This is a genomic window from Paraflavitalea sp. CAU 1676, assembly GCF_029223285.1.
Taxonomy (GTDB): Bacteria; Bacteroidota; Bacteroidia; order Chitinophagales; family Chitinophagaceae; genus Paraflavitalea.
This window is the reverse complement of sequence record NZ_JARHUJ010000002.1, coordinates 845,285-859,672: the sequence shown is the minus strand read 5'-3', so window position 1 is coordinate 859,672 and position 14,388 is coordinate 845,285. Positions and strand designations below refer to the sequence as shown.

10 protein-coding genes are annotated in these 14,388 nt (G+C 50.8%); 6 read left to right on the top strand and 4 right to left on the bottom strand.

The annotated features are described in order from the left end of the window. Nucleotides 1-26: 26 nt before the first annotated feature. The 6 genes from P2H89_RS08115 to P2H89_RS08090 all read left to right on the top strand — a co-directional run bounded on the left by P2H89_RS08115 (nt 27) and on the right by P2H89_RS08090 (nt 11,160). Nucleotides 27-2,570, top strand: a complete 2,544-nt coding sequence (locus tag P2H89_RS08115; RefSeq protein ID WP_275826111.1) for a hypothetical protein — start codon at nt 27-29, stop codon at nt 2,568-2,570. Between the two features lie 3 nt (nt 2,571-2,573). Then, nucleotides 2,574-3,830, top strand: coding sequence for a hypothetical protein (locus tag P2H89_RS08110; RefSeq protein WP_275826110.1), 1,257 nt, complete (start codon nt 2,574-2,576; stop codon nt 3,828-3,830). Nucleotides 3,831-3,865: 35 nt separating this feature from the next. Further along, a complete protein-coding gene (locus tag P2H89_RS08105; RefSeq protein WP_275826109.1) occupies nt 3,866-4,240 on the top strand; it encodes a hypothetical protein in 375 nt (124 codons plus the stop codon). Nucleotides 4,241-4,254: 14 nt separating this feature from the next. After that, a complete protein-coding gene (locus P2H89_RS08100) occupies nt 4,255-5,535 on the top strand; it encodes a hypothetical protein (protein WP_275826108.1) in 1,281 nt (426 codons plus the stop codon). A 93-nt stretch (nt 5,536-5,628) separates the two neighbouring features. After that, nucleotides 5,629-10,566 carry a S8 family serine peptidase gene (locus tag P2H89_RS08095; protein WP_275826107.1) on the top strand — a complete coding sequence of 1,646 codons (4,938 nt, stop codon included), beginning with the start codon at nt 5,629-5,631 and terminating at the stop codon, nt 10,564-10,566. A 156-nt stretch (nt 10,567-10,722) separates the two neighbouring features. After that, nucleotides 10,723-11,160, top strand: a complete 438-nt coding sequence (locus tag P2H89_RS08090) for a hypothetical protein (protein ID WP_275826106.1) — start codon at nt 10,723-10,725, stop codon at nt 11,158-11,160. Nucleotides 11,161-11,174: 14 nt separating this feature from the next. Here P2H89_RS08090 and P2H89_RS08085 read toward each other — a convergent pair whose 3' ends face one another. From P2H89_RS08085 to P2H89_RS08070, 4 genes are all read right to left on the bottom strand, one after another. Next, complete coding sequence (locus tag P2H89_RS08085; RefSeq protein WP_275826105.1) at nt 11,175-11,750, bottom strand: hypothetical protein; 576 nt, start codon at nt 11,748-11,750, stop codon at nt 11,175-11,177. 61 nt (nt 11,751-11,811) lie between these two features. After that, nucleotides 11,812-12,162 (bottom strand): cyclic-phosphate processing receiver domain-containing protein, encoded by a 351-nt coding sequence (locus tag P2H89_RS08080; protein ID WP_275826104.1) that lies wholly within the window; start codon nt 12,160-12,162, stop codon nt 11,812-11,814. Beyond that, nucleotides 12,159-13,115, bottom strand: coding sequence for a hypothetical protein (locus tag P2H89_RS08075; RefSeq protein WP_275826103.1), 957 nt, complete (start codon nt 13,113-13,115; stop codon nt 12,159-12,161). The genes P2H89_RS08080 and P2H89_RS08075 overlap by 4 nt, the downstream gene beginning before the upstream one ends. Nucleotides 13,116-13,147: 32 nt before the next feature. Next, entirely contained in the window at nt 13,148-14,380 is a 1,233-nt protein-coding gene (locus P2H89_RS08070; protein ID WP_275826102.1) for an MFS transporter, read from the bottom strand. Nucleotides 14,381-14,388: the final 8 nt, after the last annotated feature.

Sequence of the window (14,388 nt, the reverse complement as noted above, 5' to 3'; positions counted from 1 at the left end):
TATAGTATAACCTCAATTTTCCACGTATGAATAATTACAGTACCAATGGTATGGAAGCCGGGCTGGCTCAATTTGAAACGCCCTTTGCAGATATGCCATTGAGGAAAGAGCAGCCGGAGGAAAAAATGACCGCCGAAGGTTTCTTTGCCGATCTCTTTCAACAGGCCGAGAGCCCTTTCTCCAGAACGTATGAAACGGCCTCGAATGGCCAGGCGTTGTCACCCGCCGGCGAAGAGTATGTTGATCTGCTTGCCGAGCTGAATGATCCGGAGTTCAACGAGGTATTGTATGAAATGGCCGATGAGGTGGAAGATACCTGGCGCAATAAGGTCTCCAATGAACTGGCCATGGGCAATAACTATATTCCCTTTGCCACCAAACAGGCCAGGGATTATTTCGCGCCGATGCTCCGCGAATCGGAAAGCATCATCGATCGGGTTACGCAACATTTTTCAGGCAACAACCTGGGCGACCACTCCGAAACACAGATAGACCAGTTTTTCGACAACCTCGAATTCAACCATGGTCAGTATTCACCCGTGCAGGAACAGTTCTTTGGAAAGATCATCAACTCGGTCAAAAAGGTGGTCAAGAAAGGGACCGACCTGGTGAAAAAGGGCATTAGCGTCGTAGGTAAGATACTACCCATCGACCTCGTATTGGGTAAGATCAAAGGGCTCATCAAACCCCTGCTCGATAAAGTGCTGAAGTTTGCGATTGCCAAACTTCCCAAAAACCTGCAGCCACATGCGCAGGGCCTCGCCAAAAAGTACCTGAATCTCGAAACCACAGAAGCGGTAAGCGACGAGGCCTCCCCCACCGAAAATGAGTTGGACGGCATACAAACGGAATTCAATAATTATGTGGCGCAGCTGTTGTTTGCACCCACAGAACCCGATGCACAGCACCTTACCGTAGACTATGAAAGTTCGGATGAAACACTGGAACGTACGGCTAACTATGAAGCCGGTTATGTCCAGGCTCCTTCGCTGGATGCCGCCCGGGAAGTATTCATTAATGACCTTAAGAACCTCCAGGCAGGAGAAAGTCCTGCCCCGGCCATCGAAAAATTCCTGCCTGCTGCCATCCTCGCCCTGCAGCCAGCCATCAAGATCGCCATCTCGATCGTGGGCCGGCAAAAAGTGATCAACTTCCTGGCAGGTATCCTCGCCAACCTCATCAGCAAATATGTTCCTGCTGCCGTAGTGAAACCACTGGCGGCCAATATCATCGACGTGGGCATGAGCGCTATTGGATTTGAAGTACATGAAACCAATAATGCCGATCTGGGCTATGAAGCCATAGCCAACACCATCCAGGAAACGATGCAAAATATGCAGCCACTGAATGAAACCACCGTGAATGACAGCCAGGAGCTAACGATGCACCTGCTGCAGGCTTTCGAACAGGCTGCCGCGAATAACTTTCCTCCACAATACATCAGGGAAGAGTTGCGCCCCACCAAACAAAGAGCTACCTGGGTGGCGATGCCGAGAAACCAGCCCGTGAAAGTGTACAAGAAGTTCACCCATGTGTACGATATCACCATCGAGCCGCAAACGGCCTCTACCGTTACCACTTTCAGGAATCTGCCGCTGGCCAATTTCCTGCGCGATAAATACGGTCTCGATCCCTCGAAGCCATTGAAGGCAAAAGTACATGTGTACGAGATCGGCCGCAGCGGCCGACTGAGCATGATCGGCAAGTGGGAAAAGCTGCCCGGACTCAATGCCCAACAGCCAAAGTCGTGGGTGCAGTTGTTGCCGCTTACTACGCAGGCAGCTACGCTGTTGCTCAAGGAGCCTGGTATGGGTAAAGAGGCAGATCCTAAAAAAATAGCTACGCGCTTCAAAGCCTTGCCAGGCCAACGTTACTATTACCTGGAAATAGAAGGTGCCAGGTTGCGTATACCACCGGTAAACAGAAGCAAACACAAACATGCCGACAATAAGCAGCCTGCACCGGGCATAGAAAGCCGGTCGGCCGATATCCAGGCAGTGATCAACTTCATCAAATCGGAAATAAAGCTCAACTACTACTTCAGCGAAGAAGATGCCAAGGCGGTTGTCGAGAAACTGAACAGCAACGATTTTCTGGGTGCCGCCATGAGTATCCGCCAATCGGTAAAGACGGTGTTGAACGATATGTTGCTGAAGAATGTTCATACCAAAGTAAAAATTGTACACGAAGCCATTCCCGAACTGTACCTGGAGCATATCGGCGATCAGCAGCAGCAATTTTCTCCCAGGGATATCATCGGTTCGGTAACCGGCAAAGAGATCATCGCGAAGCTGATCGAAAAACTGGTAGAGAAGATCTCCGGCAATGCCTACGAAGCCGTTGTCAATTTCTTCAAAGCAAGATCCACCGAATTCAAACAGGCACAGGCGCAACCGCAGGATGGAGTAACTATAAAATTAGCCTGGACTAAGATAACAGGTATGGCAACGATAAGGACGGTCATCAACGCGATCCGTGGCAATTTATCGCTTGGCAACCTCTCCGATCTCACCATTCCTTCCTTCTCCGCACCTGAACTGACCATTGAAGCCGATAAAAGATTCGATTAATAAATGGCCACTACGATCTCCATATACAATTCGCTGATGCGCCAGGTCAATCACTGGCTGATGGCAGCCTCCAAATTGTCGGTTGTCGAGCATCTTGCCTCGCCCCAGGCCTGGCAGGGCATCGACCACCAGATAGGGGTAATGCTGCGGGAGTCGTTCAAAAAAAGTATCGATGATGTGCTGGCACAGGCTACCTCCCTGCAGCGCCAGTTGGAAAATGCCGGCGAACAGGCATCGCTGAGTGCTGCGAAAAGAGGTGTGCAGGACCTGCGCAACAGGTATCTCAAGGCCGAGGAATCGATCCACTTTTATACCGTGGCCATCAATTCGCGCACCACACCGGGCATCTCGGCCCTGTTGCGTGGCTGTGATATTCTTTGTGTAAGAAGCATGCAGGAATTGTTGAAACCATTGGCGAAAGCCACGCCACCCGTACTCACCTATATCGATAAGGGCGTGGGTGCTTCTATCCTGAAAGCCGGGTTGAGGTTATGGGATGGCAATGTGAGCAACGTGGCGGCCATTAAAGTAACCCAGCACAATCTCTACCGGCCAACGGCCATCATACACGAAACAGGGCACCAGATGGCGCATATCCTCAACTGGAATGAGGAGCTGTCTGCCGCCCTCAACAATGAGTTGACCAATCATGCCCCGATGGTAGGGGAAGCTTTTTCGAGGTGGTCGAGTGAAATGGCGGCGGATGCATTTGCCTTTGTGCATACCGGCTTTGCAGCCGTGGCAGCCCTGCACGATGTGGTGAGCGGTATGCCCCACGCGGTATTTGCCTATCACCAGCACGATCCGCACCCCATCTCCTACCTGCGGGTGCTCATGAATATTGAAATGTGCCGGCAATTTTATGGGGCTGGTCCCTGGGATGATCTCGAGGAAGCATTCAAGGATACATACGACATCAACATGATAGCTGTTCCTTCGGTGGGGTTGATCAACCTATGTGTGAGCGCCCTGCCCGATGTGGTGAACATACTACTGAAAAGGAAGTTCCGGGCATTTGGCGAGCGATCGCTGTCGGCCGTGATACTGCCGGAGCGGGTTAGTCCGCGGGAGCTGGAGAAACTGGAACAACAGGCAGGCCCTGCCTTGTACACCTCTCATGCCTGGATATGGAAAGAATGTCTGCGGCTATTGGCCCTGGGAGGCTATAAGATAGGACTGGGCAAAGGCGACCTGCCGGCGCTATACAAACAACAGGAAGAATGGATGACGAAACTGGGGTTTGCGGTAGAACTCAACTAAACAACCGAAAATCATTCATCAAAAAATCATGCATTATGGGCAACCAGGAAAAAGAAGCCAAAGCGGCGCCACAGAGCCAGCAAGAGCAACAGGAACGGGATCGCAAACGCAGGTTCGACGATTGCAACAAGGAGATCGAAGCGCTGAAGATAGAAATCAAGAACATCCTGGACGACATTGCCATTGCCAGGAAAAAGGAAGAGCCTACGGGGGCTTTGTTTACCGAAAAGCAGCGACTGGAGGATAAGTTGAAGTTGCTGGAAAAAGAACGCGACCGGAATAAGGGATCCGACAAGGAATTTGGGCCCGATCTCAAAAAGAATCAGTTTATCATCGGCTCCTCGTCGGTGAAGAGAAAGGTTGCTGCTCAACTCGTCAGGAAAGTACCACGGAATGATCAACCATCATAACAAACAACTATTTTATGGACCTGATAAATAACCTGGTTTTTACGGCACTGAACAGTGTGGGCGGGTTTGGCCCCCTTCAACAGAATTTCTTCCCTACCCCACCGGCGCTTACCGGGCCTCCACAACCCACCAACCTAGGCGGGGTCATTGCGTACAATATTACGGCGATTGAAGAGTTTTGCGCGTTGGATGATCCCGGTGTCATCGAAGATTCCATTGAAAAACACTGGGCCGATATGGTGATCAGGCAAAATTATACCGTTCCCGGAGGGGATATTGTGACCACCTTCGTTGGCGCCGCCGGGCAGCGCATACCGCCCTATCACCTCATATATGCCTACCTGGTAGAAAATACGCGTGCCGCGCAGATCTTCGAAAAGCTGGTGTTCCTCTATCTCCACGACGAAAAACTGAGAAAGGCCACCACGCCCAACCGGCTGGCCTTTCAGTGGATCATGAATACGGAAAACCTGTTCTTCAAACACCTGGCCAATAACTCGTACCGGAATATTGCCAGTAATATCCGGTCTTCGATCGACGCTACGAGAAGGAATGCCTACTATAGGCTACTGGGGATGGACCTTGCTTTTGGCGATGCCAATGCCAATGCGCCGGTGCCATTCATAAAAGCCGAATTCAACAACCAGCCATTCATTATTCTCTTTGAGAAATTCCTGACCGAGATCTGGATGGCCTACACCAATGCCCGGAACCAGGTGGGGTCCAATACCACGGATATGTTCAGCATCGTGGATACGGCCCAGAAGATACAGGAAATGCTGATGTCGAGGCGTACCACCGATGCCGACTTCACGAACTACCGGTACTTCAACCTGTCGAAGGAAGAATATGCGTCGGTAGTGATGATGTCCTGGTTCTATGAAGCCGTTTCGTACGACTCGCCTGTGGTGGAATTTTTGCGGTGCAACGGCAATACACCGGGTGAGCGATTGATCAATATCGGTAACAAAGTGGGCCTGCCCGCGCACAGTAAATCGGAAGGCCTGCTCGATATAGCACCTGTCATGAACACCTTGCTCCGCCGCATCGAACTCGGCGATTACAACCTGCCCAACGAAGCCAATGTAAGAAGGATCATTGAAGCGCAATCGCCGGCACTTACGCCGGCCGCCGACCCCGACGAATTGCAGGCCTTATCGGATATCCTCTCCATCATCAACAACTGGGAGAAGGCCACCGGCCACCGCATCAAAAATCCGGAAGCCAATATCACCGGCACCGTCAAGGTGCAACAGAATGGCGTTGGCGCCAAACTGCCCCCCGTTATGAATTAATACAGTAAGGCGTGTTGCAAACTGGCAATGTCAGGCAACATGCCTTTTCTTCTATAAACATTCCTGGATGACCAGGAACAATACCTGTTTACTATGAACAGTCCATTCAACGATTTCGTAGCAGTAAGCCCGGAAGCGGACAACTTTACTCCGGTTGAAAACTTCCATAGCCCGCTGCAGGATCCGGAGACGGTAGAAGATTATGTGCCATCAATCGCCCCCCAGGTACAAAAGCTGGCGCAGGGATCAAAATGGCATAAGTATATCAAGAACACGGTGCTTTGTGGCGCCGAGCCATTTGTATACGGTAAGGATACCTACGATGCCATGGTCAAAGCGATAAGAGCCACCAAGGGCAAAGAACATTTTATTTATATACTGGGGTGGATGTTCGATATCAACTTTCCCCTGATCCCCAATGACACCCGGGCTACGATGAAAGCCCTGTTGCAGGAGGCGGCCGACCGGGGTGTAGAGATCAGGCTCATGATTTGGAACAATCCCTATTACAGTGCAGAACTCACGCAGGCGGAAAAAGCGCTCACAGGGAGGGGTAATACACTGGTGGTACGGGACAATGTGACCTACGGATCGCCTTCTGTGGCAAGTGCCCTGCAAACGCTCAGGGAAACCATTGCTGGTGTACCTACGGCGGTGAGGCTGGTGCTTGACCGGATGGATATAGGCGTTTGGAACGACATCAAGAAGTACTCCATTGCTACCAATGAGGGCAGCCACCATGAGAAGTTGATCATCGTCAAAAACGGTGACGGGGTCACTGGTTTTTGCGGTGGCATCGACATCAATCCCGATCGCATTGGCGCCTATACCACCTCCAATATGGCCCTACCCATTACAGGGTTTAATGAGCAGGCATTGCCGGTGCGGTGGCCTACGGTCGATTTCAAACCCCCGCTCGAAATACTGCACGATGTGCATTGCCGCCTTACCGGTCATGGGGCTTATGCCCTGTTGCAACGGTTTCTATGGCGCTGGAACCAATTCAAAACTTACCGCGGCACTTCCTATCCCACCATGTACACAAAACTGAAAGGAGAAGCCGAGAAGCCGCCCCCACCCGCCCGTGCGGGCCAGGGCGTTTCCAATGTGAAGATCGTACACACCTATAATGCAAAGAACGGCGTTGATTACAGTCATGGCATTTATAGCAACGTGGAAAGAGCCATTCGCAATGCCGAATCGAGTGTTCATTTCGAATGCCAGTACATGATCTCGGTAGAAATAGCCAAGCTGCTGCATGATAAAGTAGCGGGCAATAAAAACTTCAAGGTCACTATCCTTACCCAGGAAGATAAATACGCCCGGGCCGACATCCATATCATCAAAAGAATGCGCAAGGCATTCATGGACACGTTGTATGGAACGATACCCCGTAGCGACACCAGGATCAGGGTCTATGTACTGGATACCGCTGTTCCATTTCCCGGTCACCATAAAGTGCACTCGAAACTGTATATCGTCGACAATGAACTGGCGATCATTGGTTCTGCCAATTGCTCCAGGCGCTCCATGACCCACGATAGTGAAACGGCTGCGGTGATCTTTAATGAGCCGCCGTACACCAATGATTTTGTAAAGACGCTCAGCAGCCGGTACGACAAGATCAGCCATTGGAAAGTGTACAAACCGGATCCTGACGTGCTGGATATCGACGAGGCCTTGCCCGGTGAAGTGGCAAAATTTTTCAGCAGTGGCCCTATGGCCGCCTCGCTGCTGGCTGCGATCAATTTGGTGGGCGGCCAGGTAGCGATCCTGGCAGCGATCAGGTATTTGGTAGCGGTGTTGCCAGGACTACTCCGGAAAATAGAAGATCCCTACGATGCCAGGACCAAAGAGGAACTGGAAATGGCAGAACTAAGCGAGGAGGCTTTTGAAGAGGGGCTCGTGATGGAGCAGCCCCATGAACCGGGTGAAACCTTCGCTCCTTCCTTTGCTGCGCATGAGTTTGACGAAGAGGAACCCGTCAATGAACAGGATCAATTTACAGGATATGGTAATGAAGAAAGTGATGATAGGGAAGAAAATTATCAGTGGGAGCAGGATGCATCGACCCAGGAAACAGCCTATGGCAACGAGGCCGCTGACCAGGATGAAATAATGTACGAAGCGCCCAAGCCAGTGAAAGCCTGTGAGGGCCGTACCTGCTGGGCAAAAGGCATATTGAATAAACAGTTGGGGCTGAACCTTGCCTTGAACAATACGCCCGACGAAGCCACCAAAAAAGCCATTGGCGATTTTCAGCAGCAAAAAGGACTTTCTCTCACCAGGTCCATCGATTTTGCAACCGAGCGGGCGCTGCTGGAAGCAGACGCTGTTCAACGATTGGGGGCTGCGGCAGCTACCATGATGGCCGAAGCAAAAACGCGTGTAGAAGACTGGACGGCACAAGGGCAGGCCAATGGAGTAAAGAATAAGCCGCAACATATACTCAATAGTTTTCGCGATCCAAGAACGGTATGGGCCTTCGTATTACACCATATGGCATTCAAGCGCCGGGGCGGACCTAAAAACGTGTACAGTGCACCGGAGGGTTATGTCAATACCGGCGCTCACTTCTGTATCATGCTCGACGGACGCATCATTCAACTGCATCCCCTGTCTAGGATGATCTGGCATGGCAACTGTTTGAGCCCGCGTAGCGTGGCGGTCGAGTTTGAAGGAAATTTCCCCAATATAAAAGGCAAATGGTGGATCGACAAAGACTCGAAAGTACAGAACAGGGATGTACCCACGCAGGCGCAGTATGACGCCGGGCAATTCCTGACCCGTTATTTAAAAGCGGTTTTGAATACCACCCATATCCTGGCCCATCGCCAGGGTTCGGCTTCCCGGGAAAATGATCCCGGTCCGGATATCTGGTTCAACGTAGGGCAATGGGCCATCGATAAACTGGGGCTCACCGATGGCGGAGCATCCTTCAAATGCGGTGATGGCAACACGATCCTGGCCGACTGGCGCACCTGGGGCAATAAATCTGCTTCCCTTATCAAGAAAGAAGAACCTGAAATGGCTGCAGAATCGGAGGAGGAAGACGTGCAATACGAAGATTGGTTAAATGGCAACCTGGAAGAAACGGTCCCCGATCTGGAAGCGGACCACGAAGCGTTCCTGGACGAGCAAACGGATACAGAGCAGGATGCGGAAACGATGAACTGGGAAAATATACAGCCAGCCGACCTGCCCGTGGTATTGGCCCGTACGGAAAAACAGCTACCCCATTCCGGTAGAAGGGTAACATTTTACAAGCGCTATGATAAAGCCACGAAGAAATTCCTGGGCGAAACTTATGATGAGCAGGGCAATGAGCTGTCGGAGGCCGAAGTAACAACCCTTGAACATGAAACTACCAGCAATGTCAACAACAAGATACACCCCGGGCTGGCATCGCGGCTGCCCGCATTACCCGATACAGCGGGCATCGATATAGCCGTGTGGCTGGCCCTGGATATCAACGAACCAGCCAAGACCAATTATACGGCGGCGCAATTGGCCACCATGCCGGCCGAAATAGCGGGTTACCGCCAGCGCATGGCCGCCATGATCAAAGAGACGGTAAGAAAAGTGACCATCGAACGGTCAGGCATAGAGGTATTGCGGGTATCGGAATTGCTGCCGTTGTTTTTTGCGAAGGCATCCAGGAGAACCATTGACCTGATCAAGAATGATCCGCTGGTGCTGGGTATCTTCTACAATGACAAGAAATATTTTCTGTCGCTGGATACGTCCCTGAGCAGATCGGGAGCGGCGGAGGCGCAAACTGAAGGGCTTAGCAACCTGGGAAAAGACATCAAGGTAGCGGTATGGGAAGATGCGCCGGATGTGCTGACCAACCTGACCATCGAAGGATATTTTGACAGTACTACGCCCACCACTTCCTCGCATGCCCGGTTGGTGAGTGCGATCATCAAGAATAAAGAGACCGGAAAACCCAAGGGCTATGCCCCTAATTGCAAGCTGTATTCTGCCAACTTTGGCACGGGCGATCTGCATGCGCCTTTGGAGTGGGCGGTAAAACAAGGCTGTTCGGTCATCAACAGAAGTTTTCATGTAGCCGACGACCAGGTAAATGGAGGGATGCAATTGAGCGATTTTATTACCGATTCGCTGGCGGTACTGTGGCCCTATCCCATGATCGTACAGGCGTCTGGCAACACGGGTCAGGGCGACGACACTGCCATCGTTCCATCCACCAATGAATACGTTAATCACAAGGGGTACAATTCAATAGCGGTGGGCAGTCATGATGAACAAACGGAGCGAAAGATATCTACCTTTTCAACATTCAGAAATCCTACATCACCCCGTAGCGACCGGGAATTGCCGGAGATATGTGCCTTGGGTGAAAACATTACGGCTGTTGGATTGGTGAACTGGGGCGGCACCAGTTTTGCATCGCCTGCGGTGGCTGGTTCTGCAGCGATACTGCAATCGCTATCGCCACAATTGAAAGTGTATCCGGAAGCGATAAGAGCGGTGCTGATGGCCGGGGCCAAAAGAAATGTAGATGGCGGGCTGTGGTATGCGGACCTCAAGGAAACACCCAAGGTGGATCAAAAGGACGGCACCGGGGCCTTGAATATCTATGAATCGATCAAGATTGCGAAGAAGCCTTACCAGCCGAAAAAAGTGGCGCTGGACAAAGGTTGGGATTGTGGCAGGTTCGATGCGGCAGGGTTTGGTCCGGACAAGTTCTCCACCCGGGTTTGGAAAATAACCGTTCCAAAAGATAAAAAGCACGTGAAGGTAACCTTGGCCTGGAATAGCACTACGAACTATTTCAAGATATGGGGATTCGAATTTTTGAAGAATACAACGCTGGATATGGATTTCGACCTCCTGGTATACGACGAAAAAGGTACGCTGGTGGCTGCGAGCAGTAGCTACGACAACAGTTATGAAATTGTAGATTACATCGCAAAGGGGGGAGAAACCCTGACGGTGAAAGTGAAGAGCTATGCCATAAAACCAGGTGCCTGGTCCTACTTTGGCATAGGGTGGACAACCTTTTAAAGAGCCTGGTAAGAGCCCGGATTAGTATCCGGGTTCTTTATTTCTGGCATTGCCGGAAAATTGTTAAATTTATTGATCGATCTACTGGCTATTACGCCAGCCCCTCTACCAGGCCTCCCCTCCCATGCCGGATTATCAAACTCAAAAAAACAGGTTATGAAAGCATGTGCATGGTTGATTGTTGTCCTATTCGGTTCCCTGCAGCTGAGTGCCCAGGTGGTGAACATTCCCGACAAGTCCAAAAAACATTTTGCCGAAAAATATGCCAAGGCAGCACAGGTGGAATGGAAGAATAATGCAGTAAGCTATAACGCCAGCTTTGTCCTTAATAACAGCAAACACACCGCCCATTACCACCTCGATGGCACCTGGGATTATACGGAGGAACTGATGGCCATGGAAAAATTTCCGTCTGAAGTCAAAACATCGGTGCAGAACAGCCGGTTTGCCAAGTGGAAAATACTGTCAACGGCCTATCTCGAAAACAGCCACAACGAAAAACTCTACCGGGTCGAATTCAAAAAAGGCATCGAGCGTAAATATGTATTCTACGATGCAACCGGTAAGGAGGTGAAGAGTTCTACTACGATTTGAGGGGCGTTAGCTCATTATTTCCAAAATAAATCAATACTGTCCTTGCGGATAGTAGTTACCAGTGTGTCACTATTGCTATAGGTGTAGCGGTATTCAAGTAACCTTATGGGGGCATACCACCAGTTTTCGGTACTTATTCGCCCTAAACTATCGTAGGTGAATCTCCTTTTTTCAGCCATCCATGCGTCAATAAAGATGTAGTCATCTTCTATTTTTTCACCCGGACGTCTGTAATTCCATTTCCATCCTTCCCGATAGTATAGCTGACCTGTTAGTGAATAAACCTCTATAGATTGCCACGACCTGAAGCCTGACTTATTGTACTTGTCTATTGTTTTGAACAAAAGTCTACCCATGGTATCTGAAAAGAGATAGACAGAAGAGTCTTTTGCATATTTTCTTACTACCGTCCTATATGTTTTCGACAAAGGTGTAACGTCTGTATGATATTGTCGCACTTCAGCAACGGCAGATTTCAATCTGTTGAAAATGGAATCAATGCCGGCGGAGCTTGTGTCGGTCACGAAGATAGGCTGACATAAGGCGGAAGTGCTTGCTATGAACAGTGTTATAAGGATCAGTATTCGCATTAGAGCGTGGGTATGGATTAGAGATGTTCGTGTTCTTTTAAAGAGATCGGCCGTGACGGCATCACTCATCGTTTCCTGCGTCTTTCAAATGCTTTATGTAATTATCAAGCAGGCTTTGGATCTGTACGCTGGCGACCGGGTTGGCGGAGTGAACATGGAATTTCAGATTTGATAAGTCTAGGCCGGACTCATAGACCAACCATTTTGCGGCGGCATATCCGTCGGGTGCAACCTCGCCGTTGTCGTCGAGACCCAGGTCGTTGTCGAAGCTGATAAACGCCGGCAGTCCCTGGCTGGTGATCACCGACTTGAAATCATTGAAATTTCTTATCACAGCAAAATCCTGCTCTGTTAGTTTGGGATATACCATCTCAACAGTCCTGATGTCGTCGAGGAATAATTGGTAGCTCATCGTTCAGCATTGCGTTTGATGTGCTTCAATACCCGTTCATGGATCTTGTGTACGATCGCATTGCTCCACAAGCGCCAGTAAAAAGCCGGATTGATGTTGTGGTAGTACCAGGTAGTGCCTTCCAGCAGCGTATGGCCATTGGGTAGTTTCGTTAACTTGAACTGCCCCTTCTTCGATACGAAATAATCGTGCAGGTGCGGCGCGTCCACATCCCAGAAACTGATCTCCTTCATCGGCGCCGGTTGTTCCTGAACATCGAAGCTGAGGAGCCTTGGCTGATCCCACACCGTGATGGGCTCCACAAAACTTCCGGTGGTGAAATTGCAGTTCCGGATGGCGCCCACTCCTTTACCCTCGATCTTAGCATTGATCGGGTAAGCAATGCCCGCTTTGAACAGTAGTTCGTTCGGCTCATCGAGCTCGGGAAATTCCACTACATTTTTCCAAACGGTCTCCGGATCGGCCTCGATCTCGATGGAGGTAACCACAGCCGTGAGTTCCGGCTCGCTGCCTCTTTCGATAAATGAAACGACAGGAATCGCCAGGGCCAGCAACAGCATAGTGGGAGGCCCACCATTGGGCACCTTACTGATCAGACCGTGACCCAATAAACAACCAAGCCAGGTGAGTATGATCCCAAACGGTGCAGCCATTGCAATGCATATTAGCCCTTCGATGGCGAAGAGGATCAATCCCGCCAGGTAAAAAGCAAGGGCCAGAAAACCTAATAGGAAAGCCTCCTTTCGCTTGAGATCCTTATCATAACCGTATAAAACAGTGGCGTTGGCACCAATGAAAAGTGGCACCAGCACAAACAAGGCGACTCCATAGTCTCCCGCCCCATAGATCGCCCAAATAGTCAACACGCCGGCAATGATCACCGTAAGCCCGATAGCCACCCATTTGCGGGGAACATCATTTTCGGGCATTATGTTATCTAAGAATGACTTCATGATGAAAGGTTATTGAGCTAATTAAGGAGCACTTACTCCTCCAGGAAGTCGAGGTCTCGGTTATGCGTTTCAGGAATGGTGAGTGTTGAATAAAAACCGGCGGCAAAGCAAAGCAATCCGACCACTGCGCCTGCCAGCAATACACCCAGAGAAGGTTTGGCCAATCCAAAGAGCGTGGTCATCAGTACCACCATGCCGCGTACCATGTTGGGAATGGTGGTGGCGGCCGTTGCCCGCAGGTTGGTGCCAAACTGCTCCGCCCCGATGGTTACGAACATCGCCCAATAGCCTATGCCAAGGCCCATCCAAAAACAAAGGGCGTACATACCCGTAGCGGTCGAAATACCGGCAAACAGGTAGAGGGCGCAACCAACCAAGGTGAACAACATCATATAGGCCACCGCCTTTTTGCGGCTATGCAAGGCGTGACTAATGAAACCGCTGGAGAGGTCGCCAATGGCAAGGCCCACATAACACCACATGATGGCCAGGCCGGGTTTCAAGGCTTCCTGGATGCCCAACGCCTTACCAAACTCATTGGAGAAAGTAGCCAGGATGCCGATCACGAACCAGGTAGGCAAGCCCAGCGCGATACATCTCAGGTACAGGAAGAAACGGCGTTTGCTGGTAAAGAAGGCGAAGAAATTGCCCTTCTCTACATGCTTCTCCGTTTGAATATTCTTAAACATGCCCGATTCAAAAACGCCGAGGCGCAGCAGCAGCAGTAAGAAACCCATACCGCCGCCGATAAAATAGGCATGGCGCCACGCAAACAGCTTTACGGTGAAATAGCCCACCACTGCCCCAAACAGCCCAATGCCGGCCACCAATGAGGTGCCGATGGCCCTTAAACGCTTGGGGAGAATTTCTGATACGAGGGTGATGCCTGCACCGAGTTCTCCAGCCAGGCCAATGCCGGCTACAAAGCGAAGGATCTTATAGGTGGTAGGGTCCTGCACAAAACCGCAGGCGATATTGGCGAGTGAGTAGGTCAGGATGGAACCGAACAATACCGACAACCGGCCTTTCTTATCGCCCACAATGCCCCAGAGGATACCGCCGAGCAGCAAGCCGGTCATTTGCCAGTTGAGGATAGAGGCGCCGGTGGCGGAGAGCTCTTCTTCGCTCAGGCCAAGATCGGTAAGGCTTTCCAGCCTTACAATGCCAAATAACAGGAGGTCATATATGTCTACAAAATAGCCAAGGGCGGCAACGATCACAGGGATACTGAACAGGTGCTGGAGGTCGGTACGTTCTTTTTTCATTTGGTATG